The sequence below is a fragment of the Streptomyces mutomycini genome (genome assembly GCF_001700505.1).
Classification (GTDB): domain Bacteria; phylum Actinomycetota; class Actinomycetes; order Streptomycetales; family Streptomycetaceae; genus Streptomyces; species Streptomyces mutomycini.
Window position 1 is genome coordinate 1 of the sequence record NZ_MAPV01000031.1, and the last position, 20,935, is coordinate 20,935.

The 20,935-nt window shown below is 70.8% G+C and carries 23 protein-coding genes and 1 pseudogene; 8 read left to right on the forward strand and 16 right to left on the reverse strand.

Going from position 1 to position 20,935, the window contains the following annotated elements; all coding sequences use genetic code 11:
- The 4 genes and pseudogenes from BFF76_RS32090 to BFF76_RS04455 form a co-directional block, all read left to right on the forward strand.
- Positions 1-97: pseudogene (locus BFF76_RS32090) on the forward strand (urease accessory protein UreF); the annotation flags it as partial.
- 44 nt (positions 98-141) lie between these two features.
- Positions 142-819: an urease accessory protein UreG gene (gene ureG / locus BFF76_RS04445; protein WP_053931232.1), complete on the forward strand. Its 678-nt coding sequence runs from the start codon at positions 142-144 to the stop codon at positions 817-819.
- Positions 816-1,595 carry an urease accessory protein UreD gene (locus tag BFF76_RS04450; protein ID WP_065847273.1) on the forward strand — a complete coding sequence of 260 codons (780 nt, stop codon included), beginning with the start codon at positions 816-818 and terminating at the stop codon, positions 1,593-1,595. The genes ureG and BFF76_RS04450 overlap by 4 nt, the downstream gene beginning before the upstream one ends.
- Before the next feature lie 175 nt (positions 1,596-1,770).
- Positions 1,771-3,333: an alpha/beta hydrolase gene (locus BFF76_RS04455; protein ID WP_065847275.1), complete on the forward strand. Its 1,563-nt coding sequence runs from the start codon at positions 1,771-1,773 to the stop codon at positions 3,331-3,333.
- Positions 3,334-3,405: 72 nt separating this feature from the next.
- Here BFF76_RS04455 and BFF76_RS04460 read toward each other — a convergent pair whose 3' ends face one another.
- The 9 genes from BFF76_RS04460 to BFF76_RS04495 form a co-directional block, all read right to left on the reverse strand.
- On the reverse strand, positions 3,406-4,434 hold the full coding sequence (locus BFF76_RS04460) for an NAD-dependent epimerase/dehydratase family protein (RefSeq protein WP_053931235.1): 1,029 nt from the start codon (positions 4,432-4,434) through the stop codon (positions 3,406-3,408).
- Positions 4,435-4,520: 86 nt separating this feature from the next.
- The gene (locus BFF76_RS04465) at positions 4,521-5,231 is read right to left on the reverse strand and encodes a lysophospholipid acyltransferase family protein (protein ID WP_031094073.1); all 711 of its coding nucleotides are present in this window, start codon (positions 5,229-5,231) and stop codon (positions 4,521-4,523) included.
- Positions 5,232-5,798: 567 nt separating this feature from the next.
- Positions 5,799-6,176, reverse strand: a complete 378-nt coding sequence (locus BFF76_RS04470; protein ID WP_065847366.1) for an SRPBCC family protein — start codon at positions 6,174-6,176, stop codon at positions 5,799-5,801.
- Positions 6,177-6,201: 25 nt separating this feature from the next.
- Positions 6,202-6,456 (reverse strand): HU family DNA-binding protein, encoded by a 255-nt coding sequence (locus BFF76_RS04475; RefSeq protein WP_031094068.1) that lies wholly within the window; start codon positions 6,454-6,456, stop codon positions 6,202-6,204.
- Between the two features lie 181 nt (positions 6,457-6,637).
- Positions 6,638-6,796, reverse strand: coding sequence for a hypothetical protein (locus BFF76_RS32095; RefSeq protein ID WP_042836557.1), 159 nt, complete (start codon positions 6,794-6,796; stop codon positions 6,638-6,640).
- Positions 6,797-6,863: 67 nt separating this feature from the next.
- A complete protein-coding gene (locus BFF76_RS04480) occupies positions 6,864-7,814 on the reverse strand; it encodes a cytochrome c oxidase assembly protein (RefSeq protein WP_031094066.1) in 951 nt (316 codons plus the stop codon).
- 111 nt (positions 7,815-7,925) lie between these two features.
- Positions 7,926-8,951 (reverse strand): 6-phosphofructokinase, encoded by a 1,026-nt coding sequence (locus tag BFF76_RS04485; protein WP_031094065.1) that lies wholly within the window; start codon positions 8,949-8,951, stop codon positions 7,926-7,928.
- A 183-nt stretch (positions 8,952-9,134) separates the two neighbouring features.
- Positions 9,135-9,863, reverse strand: a complete 729-nt coding sequence (locus BFF76_RS04490; RefSeq protein ID WP_031094063.1) for a type 1 glutamine amidotransferase — start codon at positions 9,861-9,863, stop codon at positions 9,135-9,137.
- A gap of 34 nt (positions 9,864-9,897) precedes the next feature.
- Positions 9,898-11,136 carry a Mur ligase family protein gene (locus tag BFF76_RS04495; protein WP_031094061.1) on the reverse strand — a complete coding sequence of 413 codons (1,239 nt, stop codon included), beginning with the start codon at positions 11,134-11,136 and terminating at the stop codon, positions 9,898-9,900.
- Positions 11,137-11,250: 114 nt separating this feature from the next.
- Between BFF76_RS04495 and def the strand changes: the two genes are divergently transcribed.
- On the forward strand, positions 11,251-11,805 hold the full coding sequence (def, locus tag BFF76_RS04500; RefSeq protein WP_079122316.1) for a peptide deformylase: 555 nt from the start codon (positions 11,251-11,253) through the stop codon (positions 11,803-11,805).
- 56 nt (positions 11,806-11,861) lie between these two features.
- Here def and BFF76_RS04505 read toward each other — a convergent pair whose 3' ends face one another.
- Positions 11,862-12,512 (reverse strand): TetR/AcrR family transcriptional regulator, encoded by a 651-nt coding sequence (locus BFF76_RS04505; RefSeq protein ID WP_031094057.1) that lies wholly within the window; start codon positions 12,510-12,512, stop codon positions 11,862-11,864.
- A gap of 176 nt (positions 12,513-12,688) precedes the next feature.
- On the opposite strand from BFF76_RS04505, the gene BFF76_RS04510 reads away from it, so the two are divergent.
- Positions 12,689-13,915 (forward strand): acyl-CoA dehydrogenase family protein, encoded by a 1,227-nt coding sequence (locus tag BFF76_RS04510; RefSeq protein WP_031094055.1) that lies wholly within the window; start codon positions 12,689-12,691, stop codon positions 13,913-13,915.
- 71 nt (positions 13,916-13,986) lie between these two features.
- Here the strand turns inward: BFF76_RS04510 and BFF76_RS04515 are convergent, their stop codons facing one another.
- Both BFF76_RS04515 and BFF76_RS04520 read right to left on the reverse strand, forming a co-directional pair.
- Positions 13,987-14,478 carry a glutathione peroxidase gene (locus BFF76_RS04515; protein WP_065847279.1) on the reverse strand — a complete coding sequence of 164 codons (492 nt, stop codon included), beginning with the start codon at positions 14,476-14,478 and terminating at the stop codon, positions 13,987-13,989.
- Between the two features lie 31 nt (positions 14,479-14,509).
- A complete protein-coding gene (locus BFF76_RS04520) occupies positions 14,510-15,061 on the reverse strand; it encodes a GNAT family N-acetyltransferase (RefSeq protein ID WP_065847281.1) in 552 nt (183 codons plus the stop codon).
- A gap of 194 nt (positions 15,062-15,255) precedes the next feature.
- On the opposite strand from BFF76_RS04520, the gene BFF76_RS04525 reads away from it, so the two are divergent.
- Positions 15,256-15,687 (forward strand): DUF7144 family membrane protein, encoded by a 432-nt coding sequence (locus BFF76_RS04525; RefSeq protein WP_031094051.1) that lies wholly within the window; start codon positions 15,256-15,258, stop codon positions 15,685-15,687.
- On the opposite strand, the gene BFF76_RS04530 is transcribed toward BFF76_RS04525, so the two are convergent.
- The 4 genes from BFF76_RS04530 to BFF76_RS04545 form a co-directional block, all read right to left on the reverse strand.
- Positions 15,644-16,975 (reverse strand): chloride channel protein, encoded by a 1,332-nt coding sequence (locus BFF76_RS04530; protein ID WP_065847368.1) that lies wholly within the window; start codon positions 16,973-16,975, stop codon positions 15,644-15,646. The two genes, BFF76_RS04525 and BFF76_RS04530, sit on opposite strands and share 44 nt — an antisense overlap.
- Before the next feature lie 108 nt (positions 16,976-17,083).
- Positions 17,084-18,535, reverse strand: coding sequence for a DUF2252 domain-containing protein (locus tag BFF76_RS04535; protein ID WP_053931238.1), 1,452 nt, complete (start codon positions 18,533-18,535; stop codon positions 17,084-17,086).
- Positions 18,536-18,650: 115 nt separating this feature from the next.
- Positions 18,651-19,607, reverse strand: coding sequence for a DUF389 domain-containing protein (locus BFF76_RS04540; RefSeq protein ID WP_031094044.1), 957 nt, complete (start codon positions 19,605-19,607; stop codon positions 18,651-18,653).
- Between the two features lie 352 nt (positions 19,608-19,959).
- On the reverse strand, positions 19,960-20,652 hold the full coding sequence (locus tag BFF76_RS04545; RefSeq protein WP_234351931.1) for a hypothetical protein: 693 nt from the start codon (positions 20,650-20,652) through the stop codon (positions 19,960-19,962).
- Positions 20,653-20,700: 48 nt separating this feature from the next.
- Here BFF76_RS04545 and BFF76_RS04550 point away from each other — a divergent pair, with 48 nt between their 5' ends.
- On the forward strand, positions 20,701-20,931 hold the full coding sequence (locus BFF76_RS04550) for a DUF6011 domain-containing protein (protein ID WP_031094040.1): 231 nt from the start codon (positions 20,701-20,703) through the stop codon (positions 20,929-20,931).
- The last annotated feature ends 4 nt before the right edge of the window (positions 20,932-20,935 follow it).

Sequence of the window (20,935 nt, forward strand, 5' to 3'; positions counted from 1 at the left end):
GCAGGGCGTCGACGCCCTGCCCGCCGCCTCCGCCCCGCTGCTCGACATCTCGGCCGAGGCCCACGCGGCCTGGCCGGTCCGCCTGTTCGCGTCCTGAACCCGCGCCCCTCACCCCGCCCGTCACCACCAGGAGCCGCACCCATGCATCTCGACCACGGAAACCACGGCCCCGCCGCCGTCAGCGCCGACGCCGCACGCCCCGACGGCACCCGGCGCGCGCTGCGCATCGGCCTCGGCGGCCCGGTCGGCTCCGGTAAGACGGCCACCGTCGCCGCCCTCTGCCGCGCCCTGCGCGACCGCGTCTCCATCGCCGTCGTCACCAACGACATCTACACCCGCGAGGACGCCGCCTTCCTGCTCCGCAACGCGGTCCTGCCGCCCGAGCGCATCCAGGCCGTCGAGACCGGCGCCTGCCCGCACACCGCCATCCGCGACGACATCTCCGCCAACCTCGAAGCGGTCGAGGACCTTGAGGACTCGGTCGGCCCCCTGGACCTGATCCTCGTCGAATCGGGGGGCGACAACCTGACCGCGACCTTCTCCAAGGGGCTCGTCGACGCCCAGGTCTTCGTGATCGACGTCGCGGGCGGCGACGACATCCCCCGCAAGGGCGGTCCGGGTGTCACCACTGCCGACCTGCTCGTCATCAACAAGACCGACCTCGCCCCGTACGTCGGCTCCGACCTGGACCGGATGGCCCGCGACGCCGCCGAACAGCGCGGCGGGCTCCCCGTGGTGTTCACCTCACTCACCGGTGCCGACGGTGTCGCACCCGTCGCCGACTGGGTGCGGGAGCGGCTCGCGGACTGGGCGGCATGAGCGTCTCGGCCACCGCCCGGATCACGGCGGTCGCCGACGGACGGGGCGGCACGGCACTGCCGGTGCTGGAGAGCGACGGGCCGCTCGCCGTGCGCCGGACCAGATCACCGGATCCCGCGTACGCGCGTGCCACCGTGGTCGGCGCGATGAGCGCGCCCCTCGGCGGCGACCGGCTAGCCATCGAGGTCCGGGCCGAGGACTGCGCGCGGGTGACGGTGGACTCCGTCGCCGCCACCGTGGCGCTGCCGGGGGCGGGCCCGGACGCCGGCCCCGCCTCGTACGACGTGCGGCTGCGCGTGGGGGAGGGGGCGGAGCTCCGCTGGCTCCCCGAACAGCTCGTCTCCGCCTGCGGCAGCGAGCTCGACATGACCACACGGGCCGAACTCGCGGGCACCGCACGCCTGGTGCTGCGCGAGGAACAGATCCTCGGCCGTCACGGAGAACGCACCGGGCGGCTCTCGACCCACCTCACGGTGCGAAGAGCCGGACGGCCACTGCTCGACCAGCAGTTGGCCTACGGGCCCGGGGCCCCCGGAGGCTGGGACGGCGCGGCCGTCCTGGGCGGTCACCGGGCCGTCGGGCAACTGCTCGTCGTCGACCCCGCGTACGACGACGGGCTTCCCGCGCCGCGGCTGATCGGCCCCACCGCCGTGCTCACCCCGCTCGCGGGCCCCGCTGTCCTGGTCACCGCGATCGCCGCCGACGCCCGCCTGCTGCGCACGGTGCTGGACGAAGCGCTGGAGACTCTGCAAAACGGGTCAAAGGGTGTGTGCTGAGACTGAGTTCGCTCAGCGGGACATGAAGCACCGGTTATTGGTTCGGTAAAGAAACATGTCTACGCCCTGTCTCAGCAACCTCACAGACGAAAGGATCCTCCCGCACACGTAGAACGAACGCGCCGCCACCCGCGGCGCATCACGCAGGGGGAGGTTCCACTTGAGACGCACAGCGATGCTCGGTCCGGCCGGCACTCTGATCGCGGGCACGCTCATAGCGGGGGCGATAGCCGCACCGGCCGCGGGTGCCGACAGCCGGCACCACGGCGACCGGGAGACCCGCGGTGTCCAGATCGCCGCGGCCCGGGCCGCGAAGGCCGGTATCGACTGGACGGACTGTCCGGCCGACTGGGCGATCGCCGCACCCATCCAGTGCGGCTGGGTGAGCGTTCCGCTCGACTATGCCAAGCCGAACGGCAAGCAGATCGAGCTCGCGGTCGACCGGCACGTCAGCACGGGTACGAAGGAAGAGCGCCAGGGCGCACTCGTCTACAACCCCGGAGGCCCCGGCGGCTCCGGTATGGCGTTCCCGAAGCGCATCGTCACGAAGAACCCGCTCTGGACGAAGACGGCGAAGGCTTACGACTTCGTCGGCTTCGACCCGCGCGGCGTCGGCCACTCGGCGCCGATCTCCTGCATCGATCCGCAGGAGTTCGTGAAGGCCCCGAAGGCGGATCCGGTCCCGGACAGCGAGGCCGACAAGTCGGCCCAGCGCAAGCTCGCGGCCGAGTACGCCGACGGATGCGCCGAGCGCAGCGGCGACATGCTGCCGCACATGACCACGCCCAACACCGCGCGCGACCTGGACGTCATCCGCGCCGCGCTCGGTGAGAAGAAGCTCAACTTCCTGGGCGTCTCCTACGGCACCTACCTGGGCGCGGTCTACGGAACGCTCTTCCCGGCGCACGTACGCCGCATGGTCGTCGACAGCGTGATCAGTCCGGCGAAGGACAACATCTGGTACGAGGCAAACCTCAACCAGGACATCGCCTTCCAGACGCGCTGGAACGACTGGAAGGCGTGGGTCGCCCAGAACGACGCGGCCTACCACATCGGTGACACGCCCGAGAAGGTCGAGCAGGCGTGGCTGACGCTGCGGGCCGCGGCCAAGAAGAGCCCGATCGGCGGCGTCGTGGGCCCCGCCGAGCTCATCGGGTTCTTCCAGAGCGCGCCGTACTACGACTCCGCCTGGGCTCCCACCGCCCGGGTCTGGAGCGACTATCTGGGCGGCGACACCCAGGCGCTGATCGACGCCGCGGCACCCGACCTGTCGGACACCGCGGGCAACATCCGTGCGGAGAACAGCAACGCCGTGTACTCGGCGGTCGAGTGCGCGGACGCCAAGTGGCCCACCAGCTGGAGTAAGTGGGACCGCGACAACACCCGGCTGCACCAGGACTACCCGTTCATGACCTGGGCCAACGCCTGGATGAACCTGCCCTGTGCGACCTGGTCGTCCAGGCAGCAGACGCCGCTGGAGGTCCGTACCGGCAAGGGTCTGCCCCCGGTGCTGATCGTGCAGTCCACGCGCGATGCCGCCACTCCGTACGAAGGCGCCGTCGAACTGCACAAGCGCTTCAAGGGCTCCCGTCTCATCACCGAGAAGGGCGCCGGCTCCCACGGTGTCACCGGCCTGGTCAACCCCTGCGTCAACGAGCGGGTGGACGCCTACCTGCTCACGGGAAAGACCGACCGGAGCGATGTGACGTGCACCCCGCACGCCACACCGAAGCCGTGACCACCTGACGTGAGCGGGCGGCCGATGACATCGGGCGGCCGCCCGCTCACCCCCCGGACCGGGGCGGCGCGCTCATGCGTCGCGGTCGTACCGGTTCAGCCAGGCATCCTCCGCCGCGTAGTCGAAGAGCGTCTCGCCGTAGCCGCGCACCATCTTCGGAAAGACCTCCTTCCAGTCACGTCCGTCGAGCTGTGCGACGAGCCACTCGACGGTCTGCGGCAGTGACCGCGCGTACTCCGTCACCGGGCGGTAGCCCAACTCCTGTTCGGCGGCCGACATGTCGTAGACGACAGGATGCGCACCGCTCCACGGAGTCTCACCCACGCCCCTGTCCGGCGGCGCGCCCGCGACCAAGACGGTCTCGGTCTCCAGCCCGAGTACGCCGTCGACCGCCGCGCCGATCTCCGCGACGGTCGGAGCCTGTGGGTCCCCCGCGTTGAGGACCCGGGAGGCCGGCCGCAGCGCGGCGAGCCGTATGAGCTCGGCGACATTGGACACATGGACCGGATGGAAGCGGCTCGCCCCGCCGTACGCGAGGACCCGTCGCCTGCGCCCGTCCAGCAGACGCTTCACGAAGTACAGCTCTCGCGGTGTGCGGCAGTGCGCTCCGTGTATCGCGCCCGCCCGCAGCAGAGTCACCGGCAACGCGTCGCCTGCCGCAAGCAGCTCCTGTTCCAGCGCGGCCTTCCTCGTTCCGTACGTCGAGTCCCCCGGCGTCACCGTGCGCTGCCTCTCCGGGATCGGCACCGGATACCGGGGGAAGCCGTCCGGCTCGCCCTGCGTGTCGAAACTGCGGCCCTGTTCGTCCTCGTACACCGCGCCGCTGGAGACCACGACCGCGGACCCGACCCGGTCCGCCGTCCCCGTCAGCTGTGCGGCATGACCCCGGCCGAAGGCGACCATGTCGACGAGGACGTCGCAGCCGTCCTCGAGCGCGCCCGCCAGGGCGCCCTCGACCTCGCGGTCGAGGGCGAGGGTGCGGACGTCATCGCCCCAGGTGTCGTCGCGGCCACCGCCACGGGAGGCCGCGGTCACCTCCCAGCCGTCCGCGGCCAGAGCCCTCACCGCGGCCCGGCCGATCTGTCCCGTCGCGCCCAGCACGAATGCCCGTCCTCTGCTCATACGGGAAACGCTACGGCCGCCCCGGCCGCCGGAACAGGGACATCTGCCCGCAGCAGATTCCCCGCTCAGCGTGAGCGGCGCGGGAACTTCCTGGACTCCTCGGCCTGCGTGGCCTTCGCCTTGACCGCGTACTCGTCGACGTACTCCTGGCCGGAGAGGTTGAGGATGGCGTACATGATCTCGTCCGTGACCGCCCGGATCGCCGCCTTCTGGTCCTCCAGGCCGGCGTAGCGGGAGAAATCGAGCGGTTCCCCGAACCGGATCGTGACCCGCTTGACCTTCGGCACCTTCTGTCCGGGCGGCTGGATCTCGAACGTTCCGACCATCGCGCAGGGGATGACGGGGACCCCCGCCCTGATGGCCATCACCGCGACCCCGACCTTGCCCTTGTACAGCCGTCCGTCGTGCGAGCGGGTGCCTTCCGGATAGATGCCCAGCAGCTCACCCTTGCTCAGCACCCCCAGCCCTTCACGGATCGCCGCCTGTCCCGCTTCCTTGCCGGACCGGTCCACGGGGATCTGCCCGATGCTGTGGAAGAACGCGGCGGTCAGCTTGCCCTTGATGCCGGGGCCGGTGAAGTACTCCGCCTTCGCGAGGAACGTGATGCGGCGCTTGAGGATCGCGGGCATCAGGAAGTGGTCGGAGAAGGAGAGATGGTTCCCGGCGACGATGGCCGCACCCTCGTCGGGAATGTGTTCCAGTCCCTCGATGCGGGGCCGGAACGTCAGCCGCAGCAAGGGGCCCAGCACGACATGCTTAAGGACGTAATAGAACACAGCTATCTCCTCGTCTTCCGGACCGGGCCGGTCGCCGCGTTCTGCCAGGTCACGCACGCTGTTGTTGCTCTGGTCGGCTCGGTCGCACCGCCTGCCCCGGCCCGGCCCCTCCGGAACGGGTACCCGCTCCTCGCCGCCTTACCTGATGGCTCATCAGTCGATGGTCCTCAGACCATGGTCCGTACGAACCCCGTGCTTCTCCTCGGTGATCGATCGTAGCCCTGTTTCGGGTGCTACCGGGAAGTTGCGCGGGACGGGCCGCCGGGCCTCGGTACCCGGGCCGCGGAAAGTGTGCGGGACGGTGCCGACCCCGGGCCGGGGGCAGAACTGGCGGGAGTGCGATCCGCGTCCAGCCCCGGCTCGCCGTCCATCAGCTGCCTGCCGCCGAGCGGGCGGGACCGAGTGCCACCGAGCGGGCGATCGCGCTGCGCATCCTGAAGTGCGTCGGCCGGACCGCAGCGTCGGACATCCGCCCCGGAGCACTACGGGGCGGACGCGGCTCCTGCCTGACGCGGCGGGACGCAGGGAGCGGTGCGAACGCACACGCGCGCCTGCGCAAGCGGCCCCTTACCCCCGCACCAGTCGCCCCAGCGCCCACCGTGCCGGGCCGGCATAGGCGGCGAGCGCGACGGCAGGCCCTTCGATCCGGAGTGTCGTGGCCGATCCGCCCGGCCGGCGCAGGACCTCGTGAAGCAGACGCAGACGCACCGGTCCGAGCAGAACACGCCACGTCCACAGCCGCCGCTCCTCGTCCACGGACTCGACTGCGAAGGCCGCTCTGACGCCGAACAGCGAGACGATCTCACCCCGGGTGCCCGGCACGATCCGTCTGTCGTCCACGCGCACCGCCCTGATCTGCGGCGACCACGACGGCCAGCACGCGGGTGTGACGTAACGCAGCCACACGTCCTCGGGCGACGCCGGCCCTTCGGCGCGGAGCGTCATGACCGCCACAGGCCCGGTACCCGCGTCATCCGGCCCGGTCGTGGACGAACTCGTTGAGGGCCTTGCCCGGCCGCAGGGCGGCCTCCCCGCCGACGATGTGGAAACTGCCGAAGCCGACCAGAGTGACCGTCCTGCCCGCCTTGAGCGCCTCGGCGACGGCACCGGCCTCCGCGACCGTGCCGAACACGGCGTCGACGACCCGGCCGATCTGCTCGGCCGGCAGCTCGCCGCCGGCCGCGGTCTTACGCCCGATCGCCTCCACCAACCCGGACCTGTCCATGCGCAGCACCCTTTCCGCCGAGGAAGACGTGCGACGGAAACGACCCGCCCACTCGCACCGGCCGGGTCTTCCGCCACACAGTGGCACAAGGGTGTCACCGCGGAGGCGTCCCCGCACGGCGGGCGGCACGGCTGACCGGCTGCGGGGGAACCGTCCGGAACGCCGTGCCCCGGCTCGTGCCTCAGGTGTCGCGGGTGGCGACCATCCCCAGCGTGGCCAGCCCGAGGACCACCCAGCCGAACCAGAGCCAGCCATTGCTCCCCAGTGCCACCGAGTACGCCGTCACCGCGACCAGCGCGCCGACGGTGAGCACTCCCATGGTCTTCGTGGATCCAGGCATGAGCACACGCTCCTCACCCGGCCGCACGGCCGTTGCAGCCATGGTCACCCCTCGGGCGGGCCCACCGCTACTGTCCGCGTGCCTGCAGTGAGGCGAGATAGGCGTTGTAGGCCTTCAGCTCCTGGTCGCCGTCACGGTCGGCGGCACGGTCGGAACGCTTGGCCGTCCGCTGCTCGGAGCGGTACCACTGGAAGACCAGCGCGATCAGCACCAGCACGGACGGGATCTCGCTGAACGCCCAGGCGATCCCGCCGGCCGCGGTCTGGTCGGCCAGGGCGTCGATGCCGAGCGAGGCCGGAGGATTCTCGTACGCCTTCACCATCGGCTGGCTCGCCATCATCAGCGCGATCCCGAAGAACGCGTGGAACGGCATGCCGGCGAAGAGCTCCAGCATCCGCATCACGTAGCCGGGCCGGTGCGGGCCGGGGTCGACGCCCATGATCGGCCAGAAGAACACCAGGCCGACCGCCAGGAAGTGCACCATCATCGCGATGTGGCCCGTCTTCGACCCCATCAGGAAATCGAACAGCGGGGTGAAGTAAAGCCCGTACAGGCTCGCGATGAAGAGCGGGATAGTGAAGACCGGATGCGTGACGATCTTCATGTAACGGCTGTGCAGCAGCTTGAGCAGCAGCTCGCGCGGACCTGTGCGGCCCCGCCCTGCCACCGGCAGCGCCCGCAGCGCCAGCGTCACCGGAGCGCCGAGCAGCAGCAGGATCGGCGACACCATGCTGATCACCATGTGCTGCACCATGTGCACGCTGAACATGACCATGCCGTAGTCGTTGAGTCCCGTGCACATCACCAGGGCGATGGACAGTACGCCGACGGCGAAGAGCACGGTCCGGTTCACCGGCCAGCCGTCGCCCCGGCGGCGCAGCCGCACGACCCCGTAGCCGTACAGGGCGAGTGCGACGAGGCAGCCGATCAGGAAGAACGGGTCCGCGGAGAACTCCAGCCCACGTCCCAGCGTGAACGGCGGCAGATCCATGTTCATGCCGTGCCCGCTGTGATCCATCTGTTCACTCCCGCTGGGGACGTCCCCGATTCGTGCCGGTTGTCCGGTCCAGACTAGAACCGCCCCCGGCCGGAGGTGCGGCCGGGGGCGGTTCACGGGGCGTCGGGACGGTCAGAGCACGACCTGGGCCTCTGCGTAGCGCTCGGCCGGGACCGTCTTCAGGGTCTCCACGGCCGCCGCCAGCGGAACCATCGTGATGTCCGTGCCGCGCAGCGCGGTCATCATGCCGAACTCACCGCGGTGGGCGGCCTCCACCGCGTGCCAGCCGAAGCGGGTGGCCAGGACACGGTCGTAGGCGGTGGGGGTGCCGCCGCGCTGCACATGGCCGAGGATCACCGGGCGGGCCTCCTTGCCGAGGCGCTGCTCCAGCTCACCGGAGAGCTGCGTCGCCACACCGGCGAAGCGCTCGTGGCCGTAGATGTCCTTCTTGCCCTGGCTGAACTCCATGGAGCCCTCCCGGGGCTTGGCGCCCTCCGCCACGACCACGATCGCGAACTTCTTGCCGTCCGAGAAGCGCCGGCCGACCAGTTCGGTCAGCTCGTCGATGTCGAAGGGCCGCTCGGGTACGACGATGGCGTGCGCGCCGGCCGCCATGCCGGAGTGCAGCGCGATCCAGCCGGTGTGCCGGCCCATGACCTCGACGATCAGCACGCGCTGGTGCGACTCGGCCGTCGTCTTCAGCCGGTCCAGCGCCTCGGTGGCGACCCCGACGGCCGTGTCGAAACCGAAGGTCACGTCGGTGGAGGCGATGTCGTTGTCGATGGTCTTGGGCACACCGACGATGGGCAGGCCCGCCTCGGAAAGGAGGTTGGCGGCCTTCAGCGTGCCCTCGCCGCCGATCGGTATGATCGCGTCCAGGCCGAGGTCCGCGACATGGCCCTTCGCACGCTCCACGCCGTCACGCAGATGCGCGGGCTGGACGCGGGAGGAGCCGAGGATCGTGCCGCCGCGGGCGAGGATGCCGCCGACCGCGTCGAGGTCGAGCTTGCGGTAGTCGCACTCGAGGAGGCCCTTCCAGCCGTCGTGGAAGCCGATGACCTCGTCGCCGTGGTCGACCACCGCGCGGTGCACGACGGAACGGATGACGGCGTTGAGGCCGGGGCAGTCGCCGCCGGAGGTGAGCACACCAATTCGCATTGCCCGGGAAACCTTTGCAACGTGGGCCGACGCCGGACCACGTCGTCCGGTTGGATCCCCGCCACCCTACCGGCGCGGGGTGGCCGGACCGAACCCACTGTCCGACTGCTGGACGTCCACCGGATGTACACAGGTCACACGCACGCGGACCGGCCCCCGGGAGGGCCGGTCCGCAACGGTACGTCAGGCGGGCTGGGTCGCGGCCGCGATCCGCTCGGCGCGCAGCGCCTCGTACCACCGGTCGTCGCTCGGCGGCAGCGCGTTCACGTCCAGCGCCAGCTTCAGCAGGTGGTCCGCGATCAGCGGGTTGCGTGCCAGGACCGGCCCGTGCATGTAGGTGCCGAACACGGTGTCGTTGTACGCGCCCTCCGTGCCGTCACCCGTGCCGTTGCCCCGGCCGAGCCGCACCCGGGCGAAGGGCCGCGCCGCCGGGCCGAGGTGGGTGATGCCCTGGTGGTTCTCGAAACCCGTCAGCGGCGGCAGACCCAGGTTCGGATCGATGTCCCCGAGTACGTCGCCGACGCACCGGGCACCCTCACCCCGGGTCGAGACGACGTCGAGCAGCCCGAGGCCGGGCTCGCGCTCGCCGAGGTCGTTGATGAACTCGTGGCCGAGGATCTGGTAGCCCGCACAGACGGAGAAGATGATCGCACCGTTCGAAGCGGCCCTGTTCAGCCCGCCGTCCCGGCGCAGCCGCTCCGAGGCGAGCCGCTGCGGCCGGTCCTCACCGCCGCCGATCAGATAGATGTCGCCCGACGTGGGGATGGGCTGGTCGCTGCGCACGTCCACGCGCGACACGTCGAGACCGCGCTGGCGTGCCCGGCGCTCCACCACCAGGGCGTTGCCCTGGTCGCCGTAGGTGCTGAGGAGGTCGGGGTAGACCCACACCAGCCGCAGGCTGTTGTTGCTCATGCTTCGTCCTCTCCGGGGGTTGCCCGCGCGGGGGTCAGTTGCCGACACGACGGCGCAGATCCTGGAAGGCGGTGTAGTTGGCGATGACCTCGATGCGGCCCGGCGGCGCCATCTGGACGGCCTCGTCCAGGGTCTCGCAGACACGGAAGTCAAGTCCGGCCACCTCGAGCCGGACCGCGAGGTCCAGCTTGCGGTCACCGAGCACGAAGATCGGGTGACCGTAGAGCTGGGTGTAGTCGACGTCCCACAGCCAGGAGGTGTCCGTGCCGTCGGCGCCCCGCGCGTTCACCGAGAGGATGACCGGGGTGGGCGGCGGGTCGATCAGGGAGAACGTCTCGAGCCAGCCCGCCGGGTTCTTCGCCAGCAGGAGCCGGAGCTCGCGGCCGAGGAAGGTGACGACGTCGTAACGGCCCGCCACGGCCTGAACCTGGTACATGCGCTCCAGGGCCACCTGCGGCGGTACGCCGAAGACGGCGGCCACCGCGGCCGAGCTCGTGGCGTTGGCCTTGTTGGCCCGGCCCGGCAGCTGGAGGTGGATCGGCCATGCGGAACCGTGCGGGTCCAGGACGTAGTCCCCGTTCAGCGCCCAGCTCGGGGCGGGGCGGCGGAAACCGCACTCGCCGCAGAACCAGTCGTCACCGGGGCGCTGCATCACTCCACCGCAGGACGGGCAGGACCAGGCGTCGTCCTTCCACGCCTGTCCCGCCGCGACCCACACCACATTGGGCGAGGAGGAAGCGGCCCAGACGATGAGCGGATCGTCGGCGTTGGCCACGATCACGGCCTTGGAGCCCGAGAGGCCCTCACGCCACTTCTCCGCCAGCATCCGGGTCTCCGCCGCGCGGTCCAGCTGGTCGCGGGAGAGGTTGAGCAGCGCGATCACCTTCGGGGTCGTGTCACGTGCCACACCGGCGAGGTACTTCTCGTCGACCTCGATCACGCCGTACCGTGCGTCCGAGCCCCCTGCCAGCGCGGAGGTGATCCCCGCGGGCATGTTGGCCCCGAGCGCGTTCGACACGACGGGCCCCGCGGCCGTCAGTGCCTCCGCGATCAGCCGGGTCGTCGTCGTCTTGCCGTTCGTCGCGGACACGAGGATCACATCCAGGTGCTGCGCCAGCCGCCCGAGCAGGTCGGGGTCGAGCTTGAGCGCCACCCGGCCGCCGATCACCGATCCGCTGCCGCGCCCCGCAGCGCGCGACACCGCCGCCGCGGCCTTGCCCGCCGTCACGGCGAGCTTGGCCCGCGGCGACAACGGCTCCGTGTTGCCTGCCATCGTCCTAGATCCTCCTTGCGTAAGTCCGCGCCCAGCCTATCGATGTCCGGCGCTACGACCGCACCTCGGCACCACGGGGAACGTGGAGGTCACGTGGAACGTACGCTTCTCCCCATGCGAAACCGCCCGATCCCCGGCAGTTCCGGACGCGTTCGTGCCATGAGCCTGTTCGGCGCCCCGTCGCTCCACAGCCCGTGCGACGACGTCACCGACTTCGGGCCGTCGCTCTCCCGGCTGGTGGAGGACATGTTCGCCACCATGTACGCCGCGAACGGTGTGGGGCTCGCCGCGAACCAGATCGGCGTGCCGCTCAAGGTGTTCGTCTACGACTGTCCCGACGACGACGAGGTGCGCCACCTGGGACACATCGTCAATCCCGTACTCGTCGAGGCGGACGGGATCACCGTACGCGGACCGGAGGGCTGTTTGTCACTTCCCGGGCTCGAAGCCGGCACCCCGCGTTTCGACCGCGCGGTGGTGGAGGGCCGGACGGTCACCGGGGAACCGGTGCGGATCACAGGCACCGGCTGGTTCGCCCGCTGCCTGCAGCACGAGTGCGACCATCTCGACGGCATGGTCTACACCGACCGGCTCACGGGGCTGCGCCGGGCCAGGGCACTGCGCGCGGTCCGGCGCTCGTCGTGGGGCCGTACGGAGAAGTCAGGCTGACTTCGGGCCCCGGGCCCCGGGCCCCGGAAAGCGGGTCCCTAGGCCCGGGCGGCCGCTCAGAACCCCTGGCCGCCGGGCAGGTCGCCGGCCTCGGCCAGCCTGCCCCACAGCAGGTCGGCGAGGCTGCGCACCAGCTGCTCGCGCGAGCACGGCCGGTCGCCCAGCCACCAGTCACCGGCCGCGTGCATCATGCCGACGATGCCGTGGCCCCAGATGCGGGCCATCTGCTCGCTCTCCGGTCCGAGATCGACCCTCTCCGCGATCACCTTGCCCAGTTCCTCGCCCAGGCGGCGCAGCAGCGGGGCCGAGTGCCGGCCGACGTCGAAACCCTGCTCGGGGGAGGGGGCCGAGTCGTCGGACGGGTGCATCAGGAAGCGGTAGACCTGGGGACTGGCCTCGATCGCCGCGAGATACGTGTCCAGGGTCGCCTCGACCCGCTCGCGCCGCTCGGACGGCGCGTCGAGCGCAGCCCGCAGGGCGCTCAGCAGTGCGTCGGTGTGGCGCTTGGCGAGTGCGCGGTAGAGGCCGCCCTTGTCGCCGAAGTGCCGGTAGAGGATGGGCTTGGTGATCCCGGCCTCAGCGGCGATGGCGTTCATCGACGCCTGGGGGCCGTCCCTGAGCACCACCCGGTCCGCGGCTTCGAGCAGCTCCCGTCGGCGGCGTTCGGCCGCCGTCCGCTGCCGTTCCGCCCCTCGTGTGGTCTCCATGTCGTTTCTCCCGCCCCGCCCAGCTGTCCAGCGATCTCGTCACGCCCGGGCAACGTAACACCATGCTCCGACACCCTGCGGATCCGAAGCTGACCGGTTGACAGAAGCTACTTGTTGGTAACAGACTGTTTGTTACCGCTAGTAACAGGTTTATCCGGAAGTGCATGGAGGGAACCATGGCCGAGTTCACGCTCGAGCTCAACGACGATCAGAAGCAGGTCCGTGACTGGCTGCACGGATTCGCCGCCGACGTGATCCGGCCGGCCGCTTCGGAGTGGGACGAGCGTGAGGAAACGCCCTGGCCCGTCATCCAGGAGGCGGCCAAGGTAGGCATCTACTCCCTCGACTTCTACGCCCAGCAGTTCTTCGACCCTACGGGGCTCGGTATACCCATGGCCATGGAGGAGCTCTTCTGGGGTGACGCGGGCATCGCCCTGTCGATCGTCGGCACGGGCCTGGCGGCCGTGGGCGTCCTCGCCAACGGCACCGAGGAGCAGATAGGTACCTGGATCCCCCAGATGTACGGCGACGCGGCCGACGTGAAGGTCGCCGCCTTCTGCTCGTCGGAGCCGGACGCCGGCTCGGACGTGGCCTCGATGCGTACCCGCGCGGTGTACGACGAGGCCAAGGACGAGTGGGTGCTCAACGGCACCAAGACCTGGGCGACGAACGGCGGGATCGCCAACGTCCACGTCGTCGTCGCCGTCGTCGACCCGGAGCTCGGCTCGAAGGGCCACGCCTCCTTCATCGTCCCCCCGGCCACCCCCGGCCTCTCGCAGGGGCAGAAGTTCAAGAAGCACGGCATCCGCGCCTCGCACACGGCCGAGGTCGTCCTCGAGGACGTCCGTATCCCCGGCCACTGCCTGCTCGGTGGCAAGGAGAAGCTCGACGAGCGCCTCGCCCGGGCCCGTGAGCGTGCGAGGTCCGGTGGCGAGCGCGTCAAGAACGCCGCCATGGCGACCTTCGAGGCCTCCCGGCCGGCTGTCGGCGCCATGGCGGTCGGCACCGCCCGCGCCGCCTACGAGGTCGCTCTCGACTACGCGAAGACGCGGACCCAGTTCGGCCGCCCGATCATCGACAACCAGGGCATCGCCTTCCAGCTGGCCGACATGCGTACGCAGATCGACGCGGCGCGGCTGCTCGTCTGGCGCGCCTCCTGGATGGCGAGCGCCGGCAAGCCGTTCACCGCGGCCGAGGGTTCGATGTCGAAGCTCTACGCGAGCGAGACCGCCAAGACGGTCACCGCGCAGGCCGTGCAGATCCTCGGCGGCAACGGCTTCACCCGTGAGTACCCCGTCGAGCGCATGCACCGGGACGCCGCGATCTACACCATCTTCGAGGGCACCAGCGAGATCCAGCGCCTGGTGATCGCCCGGACCCTGTCGGGAATGCCGATCCGCTAGACCGTGCCCGGCATGGTCGCGGCAACGCGGGGCGGGACCGTACGCCGGTCCCGCCCCGCGTGCTGTCCGCCCTACGCCCGCGGCAGGTTCGCCTCGATGGCCGCCAGGACCTCGGGCGCCTCCGGCTCGGTGCGGGGGCGGATCCGGGCGACGGGCTCACCGGCCGGGGAGATCAGGAACTTCTCGAAATTCCACTGGACGTCACCGGCCGCGCCCTCCGCGTCACCGAGCTTCGTCAGCTCCGCGTAGAGCGGGTGCCGGTCCTCGCCGTTGACGTCGATCTTCTCGAGCAGCGGGAAACTGACCCCGTACGTCGTCGAGCAGAACGTCCGGATCTCCTCCGCCGTACCCGGCTCCTGACCCGCGAACTGGTTGCAGGGCACCCCGAGAACGGTGAAACCGCGAGCTCCGTACTCCTTCTGCAGCCTCTCCAGGCCGGCGTACTGCGGGGTGAGCCCGCACTTGGAGGCGACGTTCACCAGCAGGACCGCAGAGCCCTCGTAGGCTCCCAGCGTGGTCGGTTCGCCGGTCAGAGTGCGGAGCGGGATGTCGTGCAGCGTCATGGGATGTCTCCTCGGTGGCGTGGCGTCGCCTTCATTGTGACGCCCCCTCGGCGGAGGCGTCCCGGCGGCCGAGTGTCTTGTAGTAGAACGTGGTCGCCCTGAGCGTGCCGTAGGGGTCCGCCGCGTAGTCCGGGACGGAGCCGCACGGGTTCCAGCCCGCCGAGCGGTAGAGGTGTTCGGCGTCGCACCCCGTCTCGGTGTCCAGGACGAGGAGGGTCAGCCCCTCGGCGGCAGCCGAACGCTCCAGTGCCGTCAGCAGTGCCCGTCCGATTCCCCGGCGTCGCGCCGAGGGCCTGACGACGAGCTTGGCGACCTCTGCGCGGTGGCGGGCGTTGGGCAGGGCCGCCTTCACCAGGCCGATCGTGCCGGCCACCCGTTCGTCGTCCCGGGCGATCCAGACCTGCTGGCTGCCCGCCTCCACGGCGGCGGCCCGCTCCCGCCACCAGGTGGCGGCCGAGGTCCGGTCCAGCGAGGCCAGGAATCCCACCGAGGCCCCGCCCTCCACGCTCTCGATCAGCAGGGCGGCGAGCTCATCGGCGTAGGTGACCAGTTCGGGGCCGGACACCGGGACGATCTCGGTCATGAAGGAGGTCCTTTCGCGGTCAGGTCGGGACAATCATCCGTTGCGGACCATATCTCCGAACCTCCCGGACCGGGACGGCCCGGCGGTGGCCCAAATGCCGACCGGGGGAGGGCGTGCCAGTCTGATAAAGAGTGCATAAGCCGTTTTGCCGGCATATCAGTGCCGAGATCGGCTGAAGAATCAAGGAGGCCGGCATGGCTGGAAGTGTGAGCGGGGCGCGGAAAGGCCAGGACGCCGCCGCGGGGCGCAGGACCGCTGCGTCGGGCTGGACAGTCTTCGCGGCGGTCATGATGATCTTCGGTGGCGCCATGGCCATCCTGGAGGGCATCGCCGCCATCGCCAAGGACGACCTGTTCGTCACCACGAGCGACTACGTCTTCAAGTTCAGCCTGACGGGCTGGGGCTGGGTGCACCTCATCCTGGGGATCGTCGTCGTCCTGGCGGGCTGCGCGCTCTTCACAGGGGCTCTCTGGGCGCGCGCGGTCGGTGTCCTGCTGGCGGGGCTGCTGGCCGTCGCCAACTTCCTGTGGCTCCCGTACTACCCGTTCTGGTCCATCGTCCTGATCGCGATCAACATCTTCGTCATCTGGGCGCTGTGCTCGCCGCAGAAGGACGCTCGAACCTGAGGACCAGGACGTACGAGACCACCACGGAGACGATCACGAGCGGCATGACCGTGACGCCCTCGGATCCCAGCAGCAGCGTGGCCAACAGCACCGAGGTCATCGGCAGCCTGAGCATCGCCACGCACATGGCTCCGATACCCATGGCGAAACCGGAGGTGGCGTTCAGGCCGGGCAGGTGTGACAGTGCCAGCCCGCCTGCGGCGCCCAGGAACATCGCGGGGAAGATGGGGCCGCCCCGCAAGGCGCTCAGCGACGCGGAGTAGGCGAGCGCCTTGCAGGTGATCAGCACCAGGAGCGTCCCGACCGCGTACGTGGCGTCCTCGGCGAGCAGGCCGCCGAGGGCGTCCTGGCCGGAGTACAGGACCTCGGACGCCTCCCTGCCCGTGCTCTCGGCGTAGAGGAGCGCGAGTACACCGACGGCCAGGCACATCAGTACGGTCGCCGTCACCCGCCGCTGCTCGACCTGCTCCTGCAGGGACAGCGCAAGCCACTTCACACCCGTGCCCGCGAGGGCCGCCGCGACTCCCAGGGCGATGGCCCAGCCGAACTCGGCGACGGTGGGCTGGGGTGCGTGCGGGACGTGGGGAAGGGCCAGGGAGTACGTTCCCAGGCCGGTCCATGATCCCAGACCGACGAAGATGAGTGAGCCGATGCCGGCGGCCAGCAGCCCCGGCACGAGCACCAGGCCCAACGTCATCCCGGCGAGTCCGGACGCCTCCATCAGGAGGAACGCACCGAGGAGCGGTGAGCCCAGCAGGGCGCTGACGGCCGCGAAGCTCCCCGCCGCCGCCACCATGGCGCTCACGCTCGCCGGGATGCCGGGCTTGAGCAGGCGTACCGCGTACACGGCCAGGCCGCCGCCGAGGGCGATGAGCGGGGCCTCGGGCCCGAGGACCGCGCCGAGCCCGAGGGACGCCAGGGCGGCGAGCGCGACCCCCGGCAGCTCGGCGGCCGTAGGAGCCCCCGTGTTCTTGAACCCCTCGGCCGGCCTGTGTCCGCCCGTACCCGGGAGGTGGCGCACCGCGAGCCCGGTCAGCAGTCCTGCCGCGGCGAGCAGCGGAACCGGCCACCACGAAGGTGTGCTCCCGAAGCCCAGCGCGCCGGGGAGGTCCTCGTAGGTCAGGGTCTGGATCTCGTGGACGAGCGCCAGGAAGCCGAACGCCGCCGCGGAGATGGGAACGCCGAGGATCGCCACCATGATCAGAAGTGCTGCGTACCCCCGGGTGCGGATCACCGCGAGCGGATCCGGGGACTCTGCGCCGGGTGCTCCGACCGGTTCGGCCGACATGGTCATGGTCTCCTCGGTGTCGGGTCCCGGCCGGGGCGTTCCGACCGGCCGGGGTCCACACGGTGATACCACGATGTCCGGTTATGTCTGCCAAGTACCCGCTGTCGGTCAGTGAGGAATCCGGGCGGGCCCGTTCTCGCGCTCCCCGGCCGCCGGCAGGCTGCCCGCGGCCACCGCGTCGACGAGTGCCCGGTGGTCCCTCTCGTTCTGGTCCGCGTACCGCTCGGCGAACGTCTCCAGCGCCCGGTCGAACACGTCGCCGTGGCCGAGATAGGCCGCGATGGCGATACGGTCTCCGGACCGCGCGTGCGCACGGGCCAGTGTCGTCCCGCACAGCTCCCCGAAGGCGGCCATGCCGCGCGGCGGCATCAGCTCCGGTTCGGCGACGCCCTTCCAGTCGCGCAGTTGGCGTACGTAGAAGTCGCGGCGCTTCCCGTCGAGCCCGTCCACCCGCTCCCAGCCCAGGAAGATGTCACCCGCGGTCTGCATCAGGCGCTGGCCGGCCACCACCCGCTCGCCCTGGTTGCGGTACGTACTCGCCCCCGCGTAGGGCGCCAGTACCGAGGAGTCCGCCTCCTTGGCCTGGAGGAGGAGCGGATCCCCGTGGTCCCTGCCCAGCAGGAGGATGATCCAGCAGCGGGTGCCGACGCTTCCCACCCCCACGACCTTGCGGGCCAGGTCCACCGGCTCGAAGTCGGCGAGGAGAGCGCGCCGGTCGGAGGGCAGGCTGCGGGCATAGCCCCGCAGCAGCTTGCGGAACTGACCCTCCGTCACACGGCGTTCCGCGTCGGGCAGCAGGTCCGCGACGGGCACGATCAGCGGCGGGTCCGCGGCGATGCGGAGCCGCCCGCCGCTCACCTCGGCGAGTTTGCCGAACGCCTGCAGACTGTCCCGGGTGCGGGCCTTCGCCGTCACACTGGCGACGCGCTTGCGGCCCCGGGCGGCCAGTCGCCCGGCGGCCATGGCCCCGAGGCGGTCCTCGTCTGTCTTCGTGTACCAGACATCGAGATTGCGCATGTCCGCGAACCGGATCATCGACTCCCGGTACGACCGCACGGTGACCCGTACGATGCGCGCCCGCTCCCTGTCCGTGAAGCCGTTGGCGCGACCCGCGATGACCAGGCTGGCCGCCAGCCTCTTGACATCCCACTCCCAGGGCCCTGGCAGTGTCTCGTCGAAGTCGTTGATGTCGAAGAGCAGATGGCGTTCGGGGGAGGCGAGCAGCCTGAAGTTCATGAGGTGGGCGTCGCCGCAGAGCTGGGCCCTGATGCCGGAGTCCGGCGTCCCTGACAGGTCGGATGCCATGATCGCTGCGGCGCCCCGGTAGAAGCGGAACGGTGACTCCGTCATCCGCCCGTACCGGATCGGGACGAGATCCGGCACCCTGGCCGCCGACTGGGCTTCCAGGACGGCCAGCGGATCCGTCCGGCCGGCCGGTGGCTCGTACGCCTGATGGCTGGACCTGGGGGCCTTCTTCCGGGCCGCCCTGCCGAGCGCCGCCCGTTCCTTCGGCGTCGCGCCCGGTACGGCACGGAGCGGTGAGGTGCGTTGCTGGGGCATGGCGGCCCTCCTGACTGCGCGCGAAGCCGTGCGGTGGCTTCGCTCCCATCATCCCGGGCCGGGCCGGTTCCGGCCGCTCGGAGCGGTCCGGTGACGGGACGACTGCCGCAGGTCGTCAGGCCAGGCCGCCGCTCCGTGCATGTCCCAGGCCCACTCGCCGCCAGATCGCCCGCTGGCACCGGAGCGCCGCCGCGCCCACCGCGATCAGCACCGTGATGTTGACCAGGAGCTGGACGAGGGAGCCCCATGCCTCGGACCAGCTGGCGAAGGCCGTGGAGACGCTGACCGCCGCGGCGGCGGGGATGGTGGTGACCGAGATGAAGACCCCGAGCAGGGCACTCGCACGGGCCTCCGTGAGCGACACGATGCCGACGACGCCCGCCAGCGCCGCGACGGCGAAGGAGAAGAAGTTGGGGGTGTTGATCAGGTCGGAGACGGGCCGCAGTCCCCGGTCGAACGCCGCCGACTGGAGACCGAATCCGCGGATGAGCAGACTGAAGAGGAAGGTGACCGCCATCGTCAGCAGGAGGCCCGCGCACAGGGCGGAGAGACCTGTGCGGACCATGGTCCGGTTCCTCCGGTCGATGCCCAGAGCGACGGCGACGATCGCCCCGTACTCGGGGCCGACGACCATCGCCCCGACGATGAGGATCTGGGAGTTGGTGACGATGCCGACCGAGCCGATGAGTCCGGCGATGACCAGGTAGAGGTAGAAGCTCGGCGCGTACCTGCCCTCGGACCGGATGCGGGCTTCCACCTGGTCCCAGACCGGCGCGTTGGCCAGCGCGCCCAGTCTGCGCGTCGCGCCCTCCGCGGCGCGCCCCGGGAACGCCATGTCGACCGGTTCGATGACGAGGGACCCACGAAGGTCGAGCCGCAGCTCCCGCAGGCCGTGCAGGACCTCGTTGGCCGCCCCCGTCAGCACATCGCACGCGACGGAGTCGCCGACGGGGTTCCGCGCGGCGCCCCGCTGCACGATCAGGTTCAGGACGTACGGGTCACCGGCGAGAAGCTCCTCGACCCGGTCGGTGAGGTCCGGCGGGCTGACGGCGCGGACATGGATCATGTCCATGCGGCGCCCCCGCGGGGCTGGGGGAGCGGGCCCGTAGCGCTTGTCGGACAGTGGCTTTCGCGGGGGTATGTCTGAGATCGTACGGTCATGGACCGATACCCTCCCACAGCGGTACACGGTCCGGTGGACGACCTGCAGCCGGGCGCGCTCGTTTCGGCGCAGGTGGCTCGGGGCCGGTCCGTGCATGTTCGGGAAGACGCTCGCCCACGCCGGCCACGCCGGCCTCTCCGCCGAGGAGATCGGCCCGGGCTGTGAGCAACCGGGCCACTTCGCAAAGCCGTTCACGCACCTGTCCCTCATCATCGCGGCGCGCACCCTCGACGAGGCACTCGGCCGGCAGCGGGACCGGACATCACTTCTTGCTGTCGTCCCACTCCGTGCCGAGCAGCCAGCTGTCGAAGGTCCCCAGGAGGGCCACCAGAGCCACGCCCAGCCGCCAGTCGTACCCCGGCTCGCACACACGCACCGTGTTGTCCTTCGACCTGAACTCCAGCGGAACCCGCCCGCCGGCACGCCACACGATGCGACGGGGCCCGCGCGCCGCGTCACCGTCGCCGCTGAGCAGGCTCAACACGATGATCAGCGTCTGCAGCGGGGAGAGCAGCCACCACACGTACCACCAGAAGATCCGGCCCTTGAAGCCCACCGCCTCCGGTCCGCCCGCCGGAGCCACTGTCCAGCGGGTCCGCAGGCCCCGGCCGCGCAGCGCCTTCTCGCGTACGAACGTGCCGATCGGCTCACCGTGCGCGCCGAGCACCTGGTAGGTCGCGACGCCGCCCCCGGCCGACAGCGTCACAAGGGTGGCGAGCCGCTCCCGTCGGTGCTCGTCCGCCCACAGCACGAAGGAACGCGCACCGCCGGCGCGTGCCGCCCGGTAGGCGGGTATCCCGCCCGGCGGCAGTTCGCGCTCCACGTACGCCACCACGCGCTCGGGCGCCGAGCCGTCCGCGCACAGCACCAGGTGCCCCACCGGAGCGGGAGCGCCGCCCCCGGCCGCCGGGCCCGTGTCCCGTGGTGCGGGCCCCATCCTCAGTACGCTGCTCACCGCTGTGCCCCTCCGTGCTGTGTCGTACCGGCTTGAGAGGATCCTCACGTGGAATCCCCCGAGCCCTTTCCCGAACTCTTTTCCGGACCGCAGCCGGAAGCCGGCCGTCGCGAGGCCCGTCGCCCGGTGCGGTGCGCCCTGTGCGGACGGCCCCTCACCGGCACGGAATCGCGCCGCACCGGGCTCGGTCCCGCCTGCGACGCCAAGCTGCACCCGGCGGGCCCGGACATCCGGACCCGCCGTCACGAGGTGGACCAGGACCCGCTGCCCGGCACCTGATCCG